Source organism: uncultured Clostridium sp. (assembly GCF_934754925.1).
In the GTDB taxonomy this organism is placed as follows: domain Bacteria; phylum Bacillota; class Clostridia; order Clostridiales; family Clostridiaceae; genus Clostridium.
Genome location: NZ_CAKVJA010000001.1, coordinates 55,194 through 75,287, shown reverse-complemented (window position 1 = coordinate 75,287; position 20,094 = coordinate 55,194). Strand labels below are relative to the sequence as shown.

19 protein-coding genes are annotated in these 20,094 nt (G+C 26.6%); 3 read left to right on the top strand and 16 right to left on the bottom strand.

Features of this window, described 5'->3' with window-relative positions:
* Window positions 1-121 precede the first annotated feature (121 nt).
* From Q0G30_RS00350 to Q0G30_RS00305, 10 genes are all read right to left on the bottom strand, one after another.
* Window positions 122-292 (bottom strand): hypothetical protein, encoded by a 171-nt coding sequence (locus Q0G30_RS00350; RefSeq protein ID WP_195467638.1) that lies wholly within the window; start codon window positions 290-292, stop codon window positions 122-124.
* 17 nt (window positions 293-309) lie between these two features.
* On the bottom strand, window positions 310-570 hold the full coding sequence (locus Q0G30_RS00345) for a hypothetical protein (protein WP_195467639.1): 261 nt from the start codon (window positions 568-570) through the stop codon (window positions 310-312).
* 17 nt (window positions 571-587) lie between these two features.
* On the bottom strand, window positions 588-719 hold the full coding sequence (locus tag Q0G30_RS00340) for a CPC_1213 family protein (protein ID WP_294385064.1): 132 nt from the start codon (window positions 717-719) through the stop codon (window positions 588-590).
* A gap of 359 nt (window positions 720-1,078) precedes the next feature.
* A complete protein-coding gene (locus Q0G30_RS00335; RefSeq protein WP_294385063.1) occupies window positions 1,079-1,549 on the bottom strand; it encodes a hypothetical protein in 471 nt (156 codons plus the stop codon).
* Between the two features lie 111 nt (window positions 1,550-1,660).
* Window positions 1,661-2,668, bottom strand: coding sequence for a hydrogenase expression/formation protein HypE (gene hypE, locus Q0G30_RS00330; protein ID WP_294385061.1), 1,008 nt, complete (start codon window positions 2,666-2,668; stop codon window positions 1,661-1,663).
* A gap of 18 nt (window positions 2,669-2,686) precedes the next feature.
* Window positions 2,687-3,766, bottom strand: coding sequence for a hydrogenase formation protein HypD (gene hypD, locus Q0G30_RS00325; protein ID WP_294385059.1), 1,080 nt, complete (start codon window positions 3,764-3,766; stop codon window positions 2,687-2,689).
* Complete coding sequence (locus tag Q0G30_RS00320) at window positions 3,738-3,998, bottom strand: HypC/HybG/HupF family hydrogenase formation chaperone (protein ID WP_294385058.1); 261 nt, start codon at window positions 3,996-3,998, stop codon at window positions 3,738-3,740. Before Q0G30_RS00320 ends, hypD begins: the two co-directional genes overlap by 29 nt.
* The gene (hypF, locus tag Q0G30_RS00315; RefSeq protein WP_294385057.1) at window positions 3,970-6,294 is read right to left on the bottom strand and encodes a carbamoyltransferase HypF; all 2,325 of its coding nucleotides are present in this window, start codon (window positions 6,292-6,294) and stop codon (window positions 3,970-3,972) included. The genes Q0G30_RS00320 and hypF overlap by 29 nt, the downstream gene beginning before the upstream one ends.
* A 172-nt stretch (window positions 6,295-6,466) precedes the next feature.
* Window positions 6,467-7,417, bottom strand: coding sequence for a carbohydrate kinase family protein (locus tag Q0G30_RS00310; protein ID WP_294385055.1), 951 nt, complete (start codon window positions 7,415-7,417; stop codon window positions 6,467-6,469).
* A 130-nt stretch (window positions 7,418-7,547) separates the two neighbouring features.
* Window positions 7,548-11,837 carry a 2-hydroxyacyl-CoA dehydratase gene (locus Q0G30_RS00305; RefSeq protein WP_294385053.1) on the bottom strand — a complete coding sequence of 1,430 codons (4,290 nt, stop codon included), beginning with the start codon at window positions 11,835-11,837 and terminating at the stop codon, window positions 7,548-7,550.
* Window positions 11,838-11,988: 151 nt separating this feature from the next.
* Between Q0G30_RS00305 and Q0G30_RS00300 the strand changes: the two genes are divergently transcribed.
* Window positions 11,989-12,345 (top strand): tetratricopeptide repeat protein, encoded by a 357-nt coding sequence (locus Q0G30_RS00300; RefSeq protein WP_195467647.1) that lies wholly within the window; start codon window positions 11,989-11,991, stop codon window positions 12,343-12,345.
* Window positions 12,346-12,358: 13 nt separating this feature from the next.
* Here the strand turns inward: Q0G30_RS00300 and Q0G30_RS00295 are convergent, their stop codons facing one another.
* The 3 genes from Q0G30_RS00295 to Q0G30_RS00285 are packed head-to-tail and all read right to left on the bottom strand — an operon-like array spanning window position 12,359 to window position 15,321.
* A complete protein-coding gene (locus Q0G30_RS00295; protein WP_294385050.1) occupies window positions 12,359-13,414 on the bottom strand; it encodes a transglutaminase-like domain-containing protein in 1,056 nt (351 codons plus the stop codon).
* 13 nt (window positions 13,415-13,427) lie between these two features.
* Window positions 13,428-14,066, bottom strand: a complete 639-nt coding sequence (gene recX / locus Q0G30_RS00290; RefSeq protein WP_294385048.1) for a recombination regulator RecX — start codon at window positions 14,064-14,066, stop codon at window positions 13,428-13,430.
* A 13-nt stretch (window positions 14,067-14,079) separates the two neighbouring features.
* Window positions 14,080-15,321, bottom strand: a complete 1,242-nt coding sequence (locus tag Q0G30_RS00285; RefSeq protein ID WP_294385044.1) for a pitrilysin family protein — start codon at window positions 15,319-15,321, stop codon at window positions 14,080-14,082.
* A 205-nt stretch (window positions 15,322-15,526) separates the two neighbouring features.
* Between Q0G30_RS00285 and Q0G30_RS00280 the strand changes: the two genes are divergently transcribed.
* Together Q0G30_RS00280 and Q0G30_RS00275 are read left to right on the top strand one after the other, a co-directional pair.
* Window positions 15,527-16,213, top strand: a complete 687-nt coding sequence (locus Q0G30_RS00280) for a response regulator transcription factor (RefSeq protein WP_294385042.1) — start codon at window positions 15,527-15,529, stop codon at window positions 16,211-16,213.
* The gene (locus tag Q0G30_RS00275) at window positions 16,203-17,717 is read left to right on the top strand and encodes a HAMP domain-containing sensor histidine kinase (RefSeq protein WP_294385039.1); all 1,515 of its coding nucleotides are present in this window, start codon (window positions 16,203-16,205) and stop codon (window positions 17,715-17,717) included. Before Q0G30_RS00280 ends, Q0G30_RS00275 begins: the two co-directional genes overlap by 11 nt.
* Window positions 17,718-17,893: 176 nt before the next feature.
* On the opposite strand, the gene Q0G30_RS00270 is transcribed toward Q0G30_RS00275, so the two are convergent.
* The 3 genes from Q0G30_RS00270 to Q0G30_RS00260 form a co-directional block, all read right to left on the bottom strand.
* Window positions 17,894-18,301, bottom strand: a complete 408-nt coding sequence (locus Q0G30_RS00270; protein ID WP_294385036.1) for a hypothetical protein — start codon at window positions 18,299-18,301, stop codon at window positions 17,894-17,896.
* Between the two features lie 28 nt (window positions 18,302-18,329).
* Window positions 18,330-19,073: an SDR family oxidoreductase gene (locus Q0G30_RS00265; protein WP_294385033.1), complete on the bottom strand. Its 744-nt coding sequence runs from the start codon at window positions 19,071-19,073 to the stop codon at window positions 18,330-18,332.
* Window positions 19,074-19,138: 65 nt separating this feature from the next.
* Window positions 19,139-20,071 (bottom strand): metallophosphoesterase, encoded by a 933-nt coding sequence (locus Q0G30_RS00260; protein ID WP_294385029.1) that lies wholly within the window; start codon window positions 20,069-20,071, stop codon window positions 19,139-19,141.
* Between the last annotated feature and the right edge of the window lie 23 nt (window positions 20,072-20,094).

Genomic DNA, 20,094 nt, shown 5'->3' with positions numbered 1-20,094 from the left:
AACTTTATAATATCAAGTTTTTAATTTTTATAATACAGCTTTTTTATTGTATCTTCATAATATAATAAATAAAAGGCTATACATTTGTTTTGTATAACCTTTTTAACTTTATATATGATTTTTATTTATCTTGCATCCATTCATAGGTTTTATAGTTCTTTTTATTATGTGCATGAGCACCTATTCTTTCTCCATTTTCTATTCCAACTTCTGAATTTCCAGTTGGGTCAATTTTTCTTAACTCATTTTTAGACTTAGGTCTATCCTTCATTCTATTTTTATTATTATCCATAAATTTTACCTCATATTCTAATAATTAAATTTACTTTTTACTGCATTAAATACAGTTTTAAAATCCTCTTCATTTTCATCAAATAATTTAATTAATTCTTCCTTGGCTTTAATATATTTAGGGTCATTTTCTTCATATTTTACAATGGCCCCAGATTCTTTATGAAATTTCATAAAAATTATAGGATGTTTTTTAGCAAAGTGTTCCATTTCATCAATATGACGTTCTGGTTTTGATGCATTTTTTAACCATCTAAATATATAATCATATTTATCCATATATTTATAACTCCTATTTAAATATTAAAGTCAGTTGGGTCATATGTTTTTGCTTTAGGCTCTCCAAAACATGCTTTTACACTTTCTACTTGTGGATTATGATTTATATTTTTATGTTGATGTTTTGTCTTTTTCATTTTATTTCCCATAATATCACCTCATTAATATTCTTTCCTTCTCTTTGTCTATTATCCTATTAGATGTTTTCCATTTGTTCTTGTTTTTAGTTTAATACTCATTTACGAGTATATTAAATAGAAGTATAATTTGTATTTTTGTTATTATTCACCCTTTGTATATCTACTCATATTATGTACTATATAGTATTTACACAAATGATTAAACTAGGAAATGGTAACATGTCAAAATGTGAAAAAATTAATCCTCCTCCAAATTTAAGAACTGTTAAATATAGTCTTAAAAAAGCATTGCAAACTTATTTCATTAAATTAATGCATAAAAACCACAGTATAAAATTTAAAAGTTTTATACTGTGGTTTCATATTTCTTAATCTATTTTCTTATAAAACTTATTGTATATTTCTTTTGTATATCCATAATCAATTAACACTAATTTATCTTTAATTTTACCCCAACTAGTAAATTTATATAAATCTGCCCAAACTAAATTATATTTATCATGAACTTCTTTAATATCTTCATTACTTTTTAACTGCTTTTTATTTTGAATTTTAAAATAATTTAAAAGTTCTTTTTCACTTTTAATACCATTAGCTTTTTCCATAATTAAATATTTATAATCATCAGATAAAAAGTAAACTTTTGCAAATAAAGAAGATTCATCATCATTTGAAATCAAAAATTCAGCTTCATTTTGAGCTATTCCTTTAATATTTCTAGCAATTTTTATTACAAACCCATTATTTAAATCATAAACTTTTCTAGCTGAACCTGCTCCTATATATCTATACATTCCACATTCTATTCCATATAAAATATGATAAATATCAATATACATATCAAGTACCTACTCTTTTGTATAAAATTAGAGTACTTATTATAAGTACTCTACATATTTATATTATTCAATTATTACTTAATAGGTTCTTAGATTATTAATTATAAATTTCTAACATATTCTTACTAGCATCTCGCCTTCTGGCATATTTACAATTCTTCTTCCACCAATATTAGTTTTTAAGTATAACTTATTTTTTCCATCATCTATTGCTTTTCCTAATAAAACAGAATCCTTTCCCACTGGGTTATTTTTCATTATATTTAGTACATTATTTACATCACTTTCATCTACTATTACCACTAATTTACCTTCATTTGCAATAAATAATGGATCAAGTCCTAAAATTTCACACATAGCGGCTACTTCTGGCTTTACTGGTATAAAATCTTCTTCTATTTCCATACTAATATTACTATGTTCTATAATTTCATTTAAAGTAGTTGCTAATCCACCTCTAGTTGGATCTCTTAACACTTTAACCTTATTACTAACAGATAATATATCTTCTATTAATTTATTTAATAAACAACAATCACTTTTAATACTACTTTCAAAACCTAGGTTTTCTCTCTTATTCATAATACACATACCATGATCACCTAATGTACCACTTATTATTATCATATCCCCATCTTTTACATTATCTCCGCTTAAGTAAGTGTTATTACTTTCAACTACTCCTATACCTGTAGTATTAATATAGATTTTATCACAACTACCCTTTTCAACTACCTTTGTATCACCTGTAACAATCTTAATGCCAGCTTCCTTAGCAGTTTTAGACATAGATTGTACAATCTTTTCAAGATCATTAATAGGTAGCCCTTCTTCTATTATAAATCCAACCGATATATATAAAGGCTTTGCACCACTCATACATATATCATTTATAGTACCACAAATAGCTAATTTCCCTATATCTCCACCTTCAAAAAATATTGGATTTATTACAAAAGAATCTGTAGACATTGCTATTCTTCCATTTATAAATGGCAAAACACTTGAATCATTCTTTTGCAATAAAATTTCATTATTAAAATATTTATAAAATAAGTTATTTATTAATTTGTTAGTTGCCTTACCTCCACTACCATGTGATAAAGTTATTATCTCCATATAAAACACCTCTTACATCTATCTATATTTATAAAATGCTGAACAAGTACCCTCCTCTGATACCATACATGCTCCGATAGGATTTAACGGAGTACACACACTTCCAAACAATTTACATTCTGTTGGTTCTTTAATTCCTATTAACACATCTCCACAGGAACATCCATTATTTTCATAGTTTTCCTTCATACTTATTTTAAATTTATATAAAACATCAAAATTTCTATATTCATTATTTATTTTTAATCCAGCATTATTAACTTTTCCCAATCCTCTCCAGGTACTTTCAGTTAAATCAAAAATACTACTTAGTAATTTCTTTGCTTCTTTATTTCCCTCTTTCTTCACTAACCTACTGTATAAATTTACTAAACCATATTCATTCTTTTCTTTCATTTCAATTAACATGTATATAGATGCTAAAATATCATTTACCTCAAATCCACTAATAACCATTGGAATTTTATACTTATTAGCTATATCTGCAAAAGGTTTTTCTCCTATTATAGTAGCAACATTACCTGGGCATAAAAATCCATCTATCTTAACATCAGGATTTAATACTAAAGATTCCATTGCCTCTGGCATTGTCTTTAAACTATTTAATACTGAATAATTTTTTATACCTTTCTCTTTTGCTATTTTTATACTAAGAGCTATAATAGGTGCAGTGGTCTCAAATCCAATTGATAAAAACACTATCTCTTTTTCACTATTTTCTTCTGCTATTTTTATACTATCTAAAGGCGAATATACAACTCTTATATCTCTTCCTTCAGCCTTCTCTTTAGCTAAGTTGCTCTTACTACCTGGAACTCTAATCAAATCTCCAAATGTAGTTATTATTACATCTTTTCTTTTAGCCAAATCTATAGCAGTATCTATATATCCCTGTGGTGTCACACAAACCGGACATCCTGGTCCATTTATAAGCTTAATATTATTATTTAAAACATCTTTTAATCCACTTTTTAATATTACATTTGTATGTGTTCCACAAACCTCCATAATAGAAACTTCCAAGTTGAATTTACTATTTATATTTTTTAATAAATTTTGAGATATATTACTATTTTTCAACTCTTTTAATATTTCCATTAAATTTACACTCCTCTATAGCATAACTTAACTCCTTAAATATATCTAAAGTTTCTTTTGCATAATTTTCATCAATTTTTTGAATTGCACATCCTGCATGAACCAATACATAATCCCCTATTTTTGGATTTTCAATAAACATTATATTAACTTTAACCTTAACTCCATTGTAGTTTACAATAGCATCATTTCCTAGTATGTCTTCAATATTTGCTGGAACAGCTATGCACATGATTCTCCCCCCTAAATTCTTCTTTTAATAATTCATTAGCAATTATTAATTGCCCTAAACTTACTCCACTATCATTGCAAGGAATTATTTTATGAGTTGCTACATTAAATTTATGTCTTTCTAGTCCCTTAACAACACCTTTAAATAATATTTGATTTTGAAAAACACCTCCACTAATAACAACAGTATTGATATTAGTTTTTTCTCTAATATATATTGCTATTTCAATAGTACTTTTTATTATAGTATTATGAAATTTCCTTGCTATAATATTAATATTAATTTTACTATCAATATCACAAATAATACCTTTTATAATATGACTAAAATCTAAAATAAATTTTTCTTCAATTTCTTTAATTTTAAATTCATAACTTTCATTGTTTTTTTCAGAACATATATTTTCAAGACTAATTGCAGCCTCTCCTTCAAAAGTAACTGCTTTACTAAATCCTAATATAGCAGAAATTCCATCAAAGAATCTTCCCATACTAGATGTCTTTGGAGAATTTATTTTTCTATCAATCATAGCTCTTATTATGTTATACTCCTTATCTTTTAAATGTTTAGGAATAAACTGATTAAAATCCTCCTTAAACACCTTATAAATTAATGAAAGCCCTATTCTCCATGGTTCCTTAATTGCCTTATCTCCACCTGGTAAATAAAATTCATCTAAATATCCTACTCTTTTAAACTTACTCTTATTGCATATTAAGAATTCTCCTCCCCATATACTTTTATCTTCTCCATATCCAGTTCCGTCAAATGCAATTCCAATAACATCTGTATTTATATTATTTTCAGCCATACAACTTACAATATGACTATGATGATGTTGAGTCTCTATTATCCTAATATCCTTATTTAAATTTAAAAGCGTTCCTAACTTAATCTTCCTATATTCAAAATCTGGATGCTTATCATATACTAAAACTCTTGGAATAACATCATATATTTTACTAAAATGTTCTATTACCTTTTCTAATGAATTTATTGTTTCAATATTCTTTAAATCTCCTATATATTGGCTAATAAAAATATCATTTTTATTACTTAGAGAAATTGTGTTTTTAAGCTCTGTTCCTAATGCTAGTATTTTAGTAACGGTATTTATATTTAAGGTATATGGTGCATAGCCTCTTCCCAGCCTAATAAGCCTCTCTTCATCTAAAATAATATTACTTACTGAATCATCAACACTAATATAAATATCTCTATTATGAATTAAAAAATAGTCCACAATATTATTTAACTTTTTAATTGCATCATCATTTTTATATATAATTGGTTCTCCACTAATATTAGCACTAGTCATAACTAAACTATCTAATTCATCATCAAATAACAGATAATGTAATGGTGTATATGGTAACATAACCCCTACCTTTCTATTATTAGGTGATAAGTTTTCTGGAAAGATATTTTTATCTCTTTTCTCCAAAAGAACAATAGGTTTTTTATTACTTTTTAATAATTTCTCCTGGTCCTTATTTAAAATACAATATTTTTTTACTGTTTCTATATCTTTTATCATTACTGCTAATGGTTTACTAGGTCTATGCTTTCTTTCTCTTAATATTTTGATTGTTTTTTCATTTTTGCTATCACAGACTAAATTAAAACCACCTATTCCCTTAATAGCAAATATATTACCTTGCTTTAGTAAACTTATTACTTTACTGAAATAATCAGTACATTTTATTTCATTATTATATTTATCTATAATATATACTCTTGGACCGCATTCAGGACATGCATTTGGTTCTGCATGAAATCTTCTATTACTTGGATTATTATATTCATTTTTACATTTATTACACATTTTAAAATCATACATCGTAGTAGAAACTCTATCATAGGGTAATGATTTTATTATTGAAAATCTTGGTCCACAGTTTGTACAATTAGTAAAAGGATATCTATATCGTCTATTATTTTTATCAAATATTTCCTCCTTACATTGTGGGCATATTGAATAATCTGGTGAAATATATGTTGTTGCATTTAACTTATTATTACTCTCTTTTATAATAAAATTTTTATATCCTACAATCTCCATATTCATTATATTAATTGAAGTAATTTTTGATAAAAGAGGTGGATTGTTATTTAATTCATCTATGAAACTATTAAGATTCTTTTCATCACCTTCGATATCTATCATTACACCTTTACTTGTATTATTTACCCATCCAACTAAATTATTTAATTTTGCTAATTTATAAACAAATGGTCTAAAACCTACTCCTTGAACTATTCCTTTTACCTCAATAAACTTTCTATTCTGGTTCATATTACCTCATCCTTTAATACTTCAGCTTAATTTCTAATTATAGTTACAAAATAATTATATCACTTTTTTGATATTTTTACATTTTAAGGAAATTGGCTGTAAAAAATAAGACCTATTAGTTATCATACTGGTTCTTAAACTTTTAATGATATCTAATAAGTCTTATTATTTTTTAGTTTTCTCTCCACTTTGTTCTATTAACTAAGTCTTCAACTAATTCATGACTAATTTTCGGATTTATTGTTTCCTCATGAGTAATTGTTATTATTGACATGGCAACTGAATATTTAAGTGTATCCTTAATATTTAAGTTATTCATATATCCATACCCTATTCCAGCTACAAAAGAATCTCCAGCCCCAGTTACATTTTTTACCTCTATTGCCTCACAACAAGCTAATGTTCCTTCTTCACCTTCACTAGTTATATAATATATTCCATCTGCATCTAGACTAATAAATACATTTTTCACACCTTGTTCTATAAAGAATCTACCTGCTTTTTTTAAATCATCATTAGTTTCAATTTTAAATCCACATAAAGCTTCTGTTTCAAATCTATTTGGCTTTATAGTATGGAAGTATTTTATTAAATGACGAATCTTTTTTGCTTTCTTTGCAGATACAGGATCTAAGATAAATTTACTTTTACCTTGGTATTTTTTTAATATGTACTCTAATAAAGCTGGATTATCTGAATCAACAATTGTATATTCAGCATTTTCAAAAACTTCATGCTTTTCATCTACAAATCTTTCATCCATCTTATTTAAACTTTCCATATCTACAACTGCAGATTCCATCTCCCCTTGATGGTTTAAGATTGCTAGATATGTAGGAGTGCTTTCCCCTTCTAAGAAAAGAGAATTCTCCATATTATATCCAAATTTTTTAGAGTGCTCTAAAATACTCTTTCCATTTTCATCGTCTCCTAAGGTAGAAATAAACTGTGTATTTACTCCAACTCTTGCTAGATTTTCAGCAATATTTCTACAAACGCCCCCAAAAGATATTTTTATATGCCCTGGAATTGAATCTCTTTGTGCATAGCTTCTTCCACAAAAACCAAAAATATCAACTATTGATGCCCCTAAAACTAATATATATGGATTATTATCATTCATACTATCTCTCCTGCTACAAATTTAACGTATTAAAATATAAATACATTATATTAAAGACAAGAAAAAAAATAAAGAGGAAAATAAAAAAATGTCGAATTTTTTATTTCTCTTTATTTTTATACTTCGTATTCTATATATTATTAGTTCTTAAAGTATTTATATCTATTTTTATTTCATCACTACACTTATATCCTGATTGTGTTACATTCATATTTTTAAATGCAACTGACATCATTAATTTAATTCTATTTAATTGATTAACCTCTGATGCTCCTGGATCATAATCTACTGCTATAATATTAGCAAATGGATATTTAGCTTTTAATGCTTTTATCATACCTTTTCCTGTAACATGGTTAGGTAAACAAGCAAATGGCTGAATACATACTATATTATTTACATCACTTTCAATTAATTCAATCATCTCTCCTGTAAGTAACCAGCCCTCACCAGTTTGATTTCCTAATGAAACTACTTGTGATGCCTTTTCCGCAAGATTGCTTATTGAAGTTGGACTTCCAAACCTTTCGCTTTTTTGTAGCTCTCTTATTACAATCTTTCTAAATGATTCAATATAAGTGATAGCTATATTACAGGCAGTTTTAACAATATTACTTCTAGATAAATATTTGCTTTTAAATTCAGAGTTATAACAACAATATAAAAAGAAATCTAATAGTTCAGGAACTACGACTTCTGCACCTTCACTTTCTAAAACATCAACAATATTATTATTTGCTGTTGGATGATATTTAACTAGTATTTCTCCTACAACTCCAACTTTAGGTTTTTTAATATTATTTATTTCTAATTTATCAAATGCTTCTACTATGTTTTTTATATTTTCATTCATTTCTCTCTTGTTTCCATTAGAAACATTTTCAAATGCTTTTTCTCTCCAAAATTCATATAACTTATTTGCAGATCCTGGAACCTTCTCATATGGTCTTACTCTATAAAGTACTCTCATAAACAAATCTCCATATATAATTCCCATCATAAGCCTTTTTATAAGAGAATAACTTATAGTAAACCCTGGTTGCTTTTCCATTCCTATTACGTTTAATGATATTATAGGTACATCTTCAAATCCTGCTTCTCTTAACCCCTTCTTTAAAAAGCCTATATAATTGGTTGCTCTACATCCACCACCAGTTTGACTTATTATTACAGCTGTTTTTTTCGGATCATACTTGCCAGATTTTAATGCATTTATCATTTGTCCTATTACTAAAATGGATGGATAACATGCATCATTATTAACATACTTTACACCTTCTTCTATAGCTTCTTTATCATTTGCAGGTAATACATCAAGATTATATCCCTCTGCCCTAGCTGCCCTTTCTATAAATTGAAAATGTATTGGAGACATTTGAGGAGCAAGAATTGTCCAATCCTTCTTCATCTCCTTAGTAAATAAAACCTTGTTATACTTGTTATCAACTGCTTTAGGCTCTATTTTATTTTTTTCTCTTTCTTCCATAGCAGCTTTTAAAGATCTAACTCTGATTTTTACTGCTCCTAAATTACTTCCCTCATCTATTTTTATTAGTGTATACATCTTACCATTTGATGCTAATATCTCTGAAACCTGATCACTTGTTACAGCATCTAATCCACAACCAAAGGAAGTAAGTTGTACTAATTCTAAGTCGTTTCTCTCTTTAACAAAAGCTGCTGCTCTATAAAGCCTAGTATGGTACATCCATTGATCTACAACTCTAATAGGTCTATCTAGATTTCCTAAGTGTGCTACACTATCTTCAGTAAATACAGCCATATTATATGAAGTAATTATATCTGTTAAACCATGGTTTATTTCTTGATCTATATGATAAGGTCTACCACTTAAAACTATTCCCTTCATATTATTTTCTTCAATATACTTTAATGTTTCCTCACCTTTTTTTCTTATATCTTTTATTACTTGTTCTCTTTCATTAAATGCAGCATCTACAGCTATTTTAGCTTCTTTCATAGTTATATTATAATCCTTAAATACATCATAAATTATCTTATATAACTTTTCCTTATTATCTAGTGATAAAAATGGCGAAATATATTTTATACCTTCTATATTCAACTCATCTATATTATTCTTTATAACTTGAGGATATGATGTAACAATTGGACAATTATAATGATTATTTGCTTTATTATCTTCTTTATATTCATAAGGTATACAAGGATAGAATATAGTCTTTATTCCTTTATTTATCAATGACATTATATGACCATGACTTAGTTTTGCTGGATAACATACTGATTCGGATGGTATTGTCTCTATTCCTAAATTAAATATTTTTTTACTTGAAAATGGAGAAATTATAACTCTAAATTTTAGTTTTGTTAAAAGTGTAAACCAAAATGGATAATTTTCATAAATATTTAAAGCCCTTGGTATACCAATTTCACCTCTAATTGCTTCAGCTTTTGATAATGGTTTATAATTAAAAATTCTTGATAATTTATATTTATATAAATTAGGAACCTCTAATTTCTTAGCACTATTACCTAATGGCCTTTCACATCTATTTCCTGTAATATATTTTTCTTCATTATCAAACTTATTGATAGTCAATAAACAGTTATTACCACACCCCCCACATCTAGAACAAGTGGTTTTAAAGTGAAATTTTTCTAGCTTATCCTCGCCTATTAAAGTAGATACCTCACCTTCTTTATAGTTTTCTTTACTAATTAATGCAGCTCCATAAGCACCCATTAATCCAGCTATATCCGGTCTCATAACATTAGCACCTGTTAACTTTTCAAAACTTCTTAATACACCATCGTTATAAAAGGTTCCACCTTGTACAATTATATTTTTACCCAATTCATCAAAATTTCTAATTTTTATAACTTTATATAGTGCATTTTTTATAACTGAATAACATAGGCCTGCTGAGATATCTCCAACACTAGCACCTTCTTTTTGAACTTGCTTTACTTTAGAATTCATAAATACCGTACACCTAGAACCTAAATCAACTGGCTTTTTAGCTTTAATTGAAAGCTTTGCAAATTCATCTATTGAAATATTTAACGATTTACTAAATCCTTCTATAAATGAACCACACCCTGATGAGCATGCTTCATTTAATAAAATATTGTTTATTACTCCATCCTTAATCATTAAAGCCTTCATATCTTGTCCACCAATATCTAAAATAAAATCTACATTGGGCATAAATGATTTAGCACCCTTAAAATGACAAACTGTTTCTATCTCTCCTATATCTACTCCTAAAGCTGCTTTTATTAATCCTTCTCCATATCCAGTTACTGTAACCTTACCTATAGTTATGTTATTACTAAGCTTTTTATATAAATCTTTCAATATATCAACTGTTTTATTTAATGGACTTCCTTCATTATTGTTATAGCTAGAATATAATAATTCATTATTTTCACCTATTACTGCTAACTTAGTAGTTGTAGAACCTGCATCTATACCAATAAACACATTTCCCCTATAATTTGATATTTCCCCTCTTTTTACCCTATTACCCGAATGCCTATTTAAAAATTCTAAGTATTCTTTTTCATCTTCAAATAATGGTGGTAAATTATCATGTACTATATCTTTATAATTAACCTTATCTAAATTTTCTATTAACTGAGCTAATGTTATTGTTTCTTTAGTATCTGCTAATAGTGCTGCGCCAATAGCAACATATAACTCTGAATTTTTAGGTATAATATATTCACCTTTCTTTAAATTCAAAGTTTCTATAAATCTTTTTGTTAACCCATCAAGAAAATGTAATGGACCTCCTAAAAAAGCTACATTTCCACGTATTGGTTTACCGCATGCTAGTCCACTTATTGTTTGATTTACAACAGCTTGAAAAATAGAAGCAGCAATATCACTTCTCTTTGCCCCTTCATTAATAAGCGGTTGAACATCTGTCTTTGCAAATACACCACATCTTGACGCTATTGGATATATAATAGTTGAATCTTTTGATAGCTCATTTAATCCCTTTGCATCTGTATTCAATAATATTGCCATTTGATCAATAAATGCACCTGTTCCACCAGCACAAGTTCCATTCATTCTTTGATCTACTCCATCTTTTAAGTATGTTATTTTTGCATCTTCACCTCCAAGTTCAATTACAACATCAGTTTTATGTAAAAACTCTTCAACAGCTTTTGTACAAGATATAACTTCTTGTTGAAAGTCAGCCTTTAACCACTCTGATGCTGCAATTCCTCCTGAACCTGTAACAGTTACTCTTAAATTAACATTACCTATTTTATCAATACATTCTTTTAATGCTTGTTTTAAAGCAGTTTTAATATCTGAAAAGTGTCTTTTATAATCACTATATATTACTTTATTGTAATAATTTAAAACTACGACTTTTATTGTTGTTGAACCTACATCTACTCCTAATTTAAAACATTTCATTCTTACCACTCTTCCTAATCTTTTTTACACATGACTATTATACCATATTTTTACTTTTATTCCATATTGTTAACATAAGAATTTTTTATGAATAATATTATATTTTATAGACAATAATTAAAATAATACAGTAACTACTTAGGAGGGTATTATGAGCTACTTCAATGAAGGAAATAAATATTATAATAATAAAGATTATTCTAAAGCAATTGAAAACTATATAGAATCAATTGAGGCTGGTGAAAATGAAAGTTGTGCTTATTATAATGCTGGTGTATGCTATATAAAACTTAAAGATTTTAACTCTGCTATAGATATGTTAAAAAAAGCATTAAGCATACAAAAGGAAAGTAAATACTATTTTAATTTAGCATACTGCTACGCAATGCTAGAAAATACTAATAAAGCATTAATTTATTTTAATAGAGCGTGGGCTTTAGATGCTTCAGATAAGGATTGTGAAAAAGCAATAAACTTAATAATGTCTAAAAATAAAAAAGCGCTATAAAAGCGCTTTTACTTTACCACTCTCCTGCAATACTATCAATAATATGGTCTTCATAAAAATCATCATTATTAAAATAATCACCTGCATAGTAAAAAGTAGTATCTAATGGTATCCATTTATCAATTTCACTTATATATACTTCATTCCATGCATGTGGTCCGTATTGTGATCCATCATATGCAGTTCCTGTTAATAATCTAACCTTTAAGTCTACTGCCCTTGCCATGGCTACATAAAGACATGAATAATCAAAGCAAATTCCACTTCTATTATTAAAGGCTGTTATTGCTCCACTATCCTCTACCTTTTCATTATTTAATGCTTTTTCTGCCCTATCATAATCATACTGCAAATTGCTACCTATCCACGAATATAATATTCGTGCTTTATCAATATCATTGGTAACATTTTTAGTTAATTCCATTGCCATAGTGTCAATTTTATCAGTAGATTTAATTCCCTCTTCTAATGTTACTCCATTATAATATATCACTATATTACTAGCTGGAAGAAAATTCTCAACTATTTCTTCTGTAAGCTTACTTGTATTTCTTGCCAATATATCTGCTAATCCATCATATATCTTATTTTCATTAAATATTTCTACTTTATTATAAATTCCTATTGTATTATTATAAGTAATTATACCTACAAAAATAATTGATAAAAATATGATACCCTTTATAACTCCTAAAGTAGATGATAATAATACCAGTAAAATGCTATTTTGTCTATTTAACTTCGAAAACATAGGCATTAAAATTATCTTTAAAATCTTATATAAAATAATCTGAATCATAAAGAATAAGACTACAAGTAATGTAATTTTAAAAATATCATTATATATTCCATTTAAGTTACTGCTTATCATAGCTATTTTAGTAATACTTTCAAGTATTACATCTATTTTTAAAGCTATCACTAAAATACTTACCAATATAGAAAAATAATAAAGAACCCGTTCTAATGAAAAATTTACTGTTCGTCTTTTAAATGTTTTTTCCACGCTACTAGTAATTCCTAATATCATTATACCTAAACATATTGCATAAGAGAGCATTTCCTTCATTAAGATTTCTCCTTTATTCCAAATCTGCTGATTTGACTACAGACTTAACAACATCTTTAATCAAATCATAATCATACCCCTTCCCCATTAAAAATCTAAATAATTTCTGTGATAATTTATAATTATCATTTTCTCTTTTACATAAAATCTTGTATTTTTTTAATGCCATCTCATGTACAACTTCTTTTATTTCATCTGTATCTAATTTTTCTAGTTCTTCCTCAATTATGTTTTCATCTATTCCTTTTTGCATAAGTGTATATTTAATCTTCTTTTTCCCTTGATTTTTAGATCTATCTTTTACATACATCTTTGCATAAGTTATGTCATTTAATAAATTATACTCTCTCAAGAAATTTATTGTTCGTTTAATTATATGGTCCTCATAACCCTTTAATGCTAACTTATCTCTTAGCTCCTTCTCACTTTTATAAGTTCTTTCAATTATTCTAAGTGCCGAATTTTTACACTTTATATAATTATCTTCATCCGCTAGTTTTTTCAAACTTTCAACATTAATTTTATCCTTAACTTTCAAGTTTTCCTTATAAACTAATTCTGCACTTATAGAAAAAGCATATTCTTCATCAATATAAATATTTACTCTCTCTTTATTTCTTTTGCCTAATTCAATTTTAGTTATTATATTCATAATTATTGCCACCTTATGAAGATTTTAATATATGAATAGTAGGATTATTTAATACTTTATTTGCTACCTCATATATTTCATCAGCAGTTATTGTATTTAAACTATCCATATCTTTTAAAAATTCAAATATATCTTCACCTTCTAAGCTTTGACTTAATATATAGCTGCATAACTCAACTGAATCTTCTAATGTAGATATAACTGCAGTTTTATGAACTTTCTTCATTATATTTAAATCATTCTCTCCAATTATTATTTTTCTAAACTTAATATTCTCAAAAATATCTTCAATTGCGCTAGCAGCATCATCAATATCTTCTTCGTCAACAGCAGTATATACATATAATGTTCTTACATTTTGAGTAATATCTAAATGTGAATATATATCATATGCTAATCCTCTATTTTCTCTTATTTCTCTAAACAATAGCGAATTAGCACTCTCCCCTAATCTATGATTTAATATTCTTAAAGGTAATTCATATTTTTTATCTAAATCATAAAATGTAAATAAATAAATTATAGTGCAAAGTTCTATATTATCTTTAGTTGTTACCTTTTTTATATTTCTATTTTTTTCATCTTCAACTACTAATTCAACACTTTCTCTTGGTTCCCATTTACTAAAGTGCTTTGATATTTCTTCAAAAGCCTCTTCATGAGATAACGATGATACCATGGTTACTAATGAATTATTAGGTATATAGTACTTTTTATAATATTCATATAGGTCCTTTTTAGTAAAAGCTTTTACATTTTCATCTAAACCTGCAACATCATATCTTAAAGCACTTTTCTTAAATGCTACTTCATTTATTTTTTTAAAACTAAAATCCTCTACACTATCTTTGCTTGATCTTATTTCTGCTAATATTACCCCTCTTTCCTTTTCAACCTCTTCTTCTGGAAATTTAGAGCAAATTAACATATCACTTAATATTTCTATAGCACTTTTTAATTCTTCTTCTAAGCAACTTATAGAATATACTGTTTGAGAAAAATCTGTATACGCATTGTATTCTCCACCTAAAGCTTCTAAATCATCATTTAACTTTTGGAATGTTCTGTTTTTTGTTCCCTTAAATAACATGTGCTCTATATAATGAGAAATTCCCTTTTCACTCAAATTCTCATTTAAAGCTCCAACTTTTACACCTATGTTAATTGATGAGATTTGGGTATCTTTCTTTACTGTTATCACTTCTAAACCATTCTCTAATTTATGCTTTTTTACGTCAAAATTTATTTTTACCATCGCATCTACCTTCCCCCATCTATATAATTCTATCTAGAATTATAATATAATATGTTTGATATGTAATTACAACCTAATAATATTTCCACACTCTATATAATTTCTTATAATATAGTTTTTATATGAATTATTTTGTATCATAGTTTATAATTAAATAATAATGTTTTATAATTTATGTAATAAACTTAGTTCTAAAGGAGGCATTATGAACAAAACAATATTAATAATAGAAGATGAATTAAAAATAAGATTTCTTTTAAGAGATTATTTAAAAACAGAAGGCTTTAATGTTTTAGAAGCTTCTGATGGTGATGAGGGATTATTTGTTTTTAAAAACAATAAAGTTGATCTTATACTTTTAGATATAATGATGCCTAAAATTGATGGAATAACAGTATTAGAAACTATTAGAACAGTATCTAATCTTCCAATAATTCTATTAACAGCTAAGGGTCAAGAAGAGGATAAGCTATTTGGATATGAAATGGGTGCTGATGATTATGTAACAAAGCCCTTCTCTCCTAAGATATTAATCGCAAAAATTAAAGCTTTATTAAAGAGAACAGTTTCTGATGAAGATAACTTTAATCCCTCTCAAAACTATAATGGTTTAACTATAAATAAATTAGCTCATGAAGTAAAAATTAATAACGAACCTCTAACACTTTCTCCAAAGGAGTTTGAACTTTTAGTTTACCTATCTGATAATATGGGAATAGCTTTAAGTAGAGATACAATACTAGATAATGTTTGGGGAATAGATTACTATGGTGATTTACGAACTGTAGATACAAATATTAAAAGACTACGTGAAAAACTTGGTGAAAAATCTAATTATATTATAACAGTTAGAGGAAGTGGATATAAATTTGAGGTTCAAAATGAAAAGTAGTATTTCAAAAAGAATAACCATAATAACATTTGGTCTTATATCAATGGTATTTTTGCTTACTTTTCTATTTCAAAATATGTTTTTTGAAGAATTTTATTTATCTAAAAAGACCGAATCATTGATACTAGATGTTAAGAGAATTAAAACCCTGTATTCTTATCAAAATTTCGCTACAAATAATTTAAGTAATGCATTATTAAACTATGAAGAAAAAAACAACTCACGTATTGCTCTCTTTTCCTTAGATGGTAGTATTGAATATTTATCATACTTTGATAAAAATAATATTGAAGATATGAAATCACTTACACACTTTTGCTCTGAACTATTGTCTAATACTGAGTTAATTAAAGAAGTTCTTTCAACAGATAAAATTCAAAGTACTATTTTTACTAATAAATATAGTACTTATAAAAAGATAGGTATAATATCATCAATGTCGCTTAAAAGTGAAAATGACTCTATACTTATTTCAGTATCCTCTGTTCAACCTATAAAAGAAGCGTCAAGTGTAATTCGTAGTTTTTATATTTATTTATTTATAGGATTTTTAATTTTAGCTATTTTCTTATCTAGAATCTATTCAAAATTAATAAGTAAACCTCTTATTAATCTAAATAATGTTGCTAAACGAATGTCTACTCTTGATTTTGAGGCTAAATGTGAAGTAAATTCTGATGATGAAATTGGAAACTTAGCTAGTACGCTTAATTTCTTATCATCAAATCTTGAACATTCACTTCAAACATTACAAGAAAAAAATAATCAATTAGAAAGAGATATTGAAAAAGAAAGAAACCTTGAAAATATGAGAAAAGACTTTGTATCTAGTGTTAGTCATGATTTAAAAACACCACTTGGAATAATTATTGGTTATGCAGAAGGGTTAAAAGATGGAATTGTTTCTGGTAAAGATGCAGAAGTTTATCTTGAAACAATAATAGATGAGGCAACTAAAATGAATCTTCTTTTAACAAACATGCTTGATTTATCAAAACTTGAATCAGATACTATTAATTTAAATTTAGAATCTTTTAATATAGTAAGACTACTTCAGGGAATGGTGAAGAGATTTTCATTAGAATTACAAAATAAAGACCTAAAGATTATATTTAATTTACCTGAATATGCTTATGTAGAGGGCGATATAATAACATTAGAAAGAGTCGTTCAAAATTTACTATCTAATGCAATAAAATATACTCCTAGAGGAAATGAAATTATTATATCTGTTGTTGAAAGTGAAAAAACATATTTAATTTCATTTGAAAATAAAGGAATTACTATTCCTACTAAAGAGCTTGATAATGTTTTTGTAAAATTTTATAGACTTGATAAGTCTGGTGATAGAACTAAAAATAGTTATGGCCTTGGATTAGCTACAGTAAAAAGAATTTTAACACTTCACAATAGTGATTTTTCATTAAATAATGGTAAAAATAGTGTTATATTCAGCTTTACACTTAAAAAACAAGACCTAATAATATCCGATGACTTTGAATAAAATTATGCATTACATGGTTTGAAAAAATGAAACATTTACTTTTCGGGAACGGTTAAATTTTCCCTTCAAATTAATATTTCATTTTTTCTTTCTCCATGTATCTATTTATAACCTTCTCCCCTTATAGTTAATATTTTCTTCTATAAGTTGTTTTAATATGATAATTATCTTTTCATTTAAGCATAGATACGATCTATTTTTTTGAATATTATTTCTTTTTTTACATCTAATGTTTCTCTGTCTATCTCTACTTTAAATATATTAGGACAACCTTCTTCTCTCCACTTTCTCATAAACTTTGCATTTGCTTCTAAAATATAATAGTAATTTTCATCAAAATCATCTGAAAACTCTAAATATGCTAATTTACTATATCTATCTAACTTTATGTTATTCTTATTTAAATTTTTAATAATAGGTAGAAGATATTTTAATGGAATTTCATATTTATACATGCCTTTTATTTCTTTTCCATCCATTAAAGCTCTTTTTAGAAATCTATTTTCCTTTTCATCTAACTCTTTAAATCCAAGCTTAAATATTGGTTCATTTGATCTATTTTTATCTATTTTTATCTTTATCATTTAATCACCACTTTTACTTTAGTATATATTATAAGAAGCCACCATCAATTCTAATAATTTGCCCAGTTAAATACTTGCAGTCATCTTTACATAGAAATACAACTGCTTTTGCAATTTCTTTTACATCTCCAAATCTATTCATTGGTATTTCATCTATTAATTGATTTTTTTCTTCTTCACTTAAAAAATTATTCATTTCTGTATTTATAACCCCTGGTGCTATTGAATTAACTCTTATACCAAATGGTGCAACTTCTTTAGAAAGTGACTTTGTAAATAAATTTAATCCACCTTTTGTAGTTGAATATACTACTTCACAAGATGCTCCTGCTTCACCCCAAATAGATGAAATATTAATTATATTACCGCATCCTTTTGAAATCATATAATTTAATGCATATTTTGATAAATACATAGGAGCAAGAAGATTTGTATTTATTAACTTTTCAAAACTTTTATCATCTACATCCATAAATAATCCAACTTCTGATTTTGCTGCATTATTAATTAATATATCGATTTTGCCAAAAGTCTCAATTATTTCTTTTATAAGCTCTTCACATTGATCCTTTATTGATATATCTTTTTTTATTACTTTAGCATAACCTCCTAACTCCCTTATCTCTTTTAATGTTGAATTAGCTCCTTCATCATCTTTAGAATAATTTATAATAACACTTGCTCCATTTTGAGCAAGTTCTTTTGCTATCGCCTTTCCAATTCCACGAGAAGCACCAGTAACTAGCGCAACTTTTCCTATTAAATCACTCATTATTTTCTCCTCTCTAGCTTTATTTATATTATAATTTATATTTATAGTTATATCAAAATAATATATTATTTATTTCTTTTTAACCTTTCCTCCTTAGCATACTGTAAATATAATGAAACTTCTACTGGTCCTGCAATAATTTTTCTAGTTATCCAAAGCAATCCCGTGTCTTGCGCATCAATTATCCACTTTACTAACTCTATTTTTCCCTTTTCTATTTCTATAGCTGTAATAGCTGCTGGATAAACACAACATCCATCATTAAAATATGGTGGGTCATATAAATCAGGAAATCTACTATTATGTGTATGTCCAGAAATAATCATTGTACAATTATCTCGTGCCCAATTTTGCAATTTAATATCTACTCTACTTCGCTTTGTTTTACTCTTAGCTGACCTAGTAGGATCCTTAAAACCAGCAACGCCATTTAAAAAACGCCATATATATCTTACCAAGACCTTATTTATTTTCCATATTTCATTATTGCAAAAATCTACTTGGTGCCCATGTGTAACTAATATTTTTTCTTTTAATGGCTTATACATTAGATTTATTCCTGAATAATATTCATTATTATTTATAAATTTTATAAATTCTTCTCCATAATCTGCACCTATTTTTCTTAAAGCTTTTTCTTGCTTCTTATTAAAATTTTTTTTCTTTTTTATAAAATCATGATTTCCATAGATACAATAGATATGATTCTTATTACTAAACTTATTAAATAATTTATATATATCATCATAAAAATAAGCTATTTCATTAAAATTTTTATTTTTCCATAACTCATCACCATCACCAACTTCTATATAAGTATAATTATTTTTCAAGTAGTATTTCAAAGCTGTTATATATATATTCCTATTAGAGAGCAGTGAGTCTGAATATGTTCCATCACCTCTATGCACATCTGAGATTAACACTATCTTACTTTCATCATCAAATTCTAAAGTAAATCCATTTTTATAAATATTATTTAATTCTTTTTCTGACATACTATCTCCAATTTTAATATTAT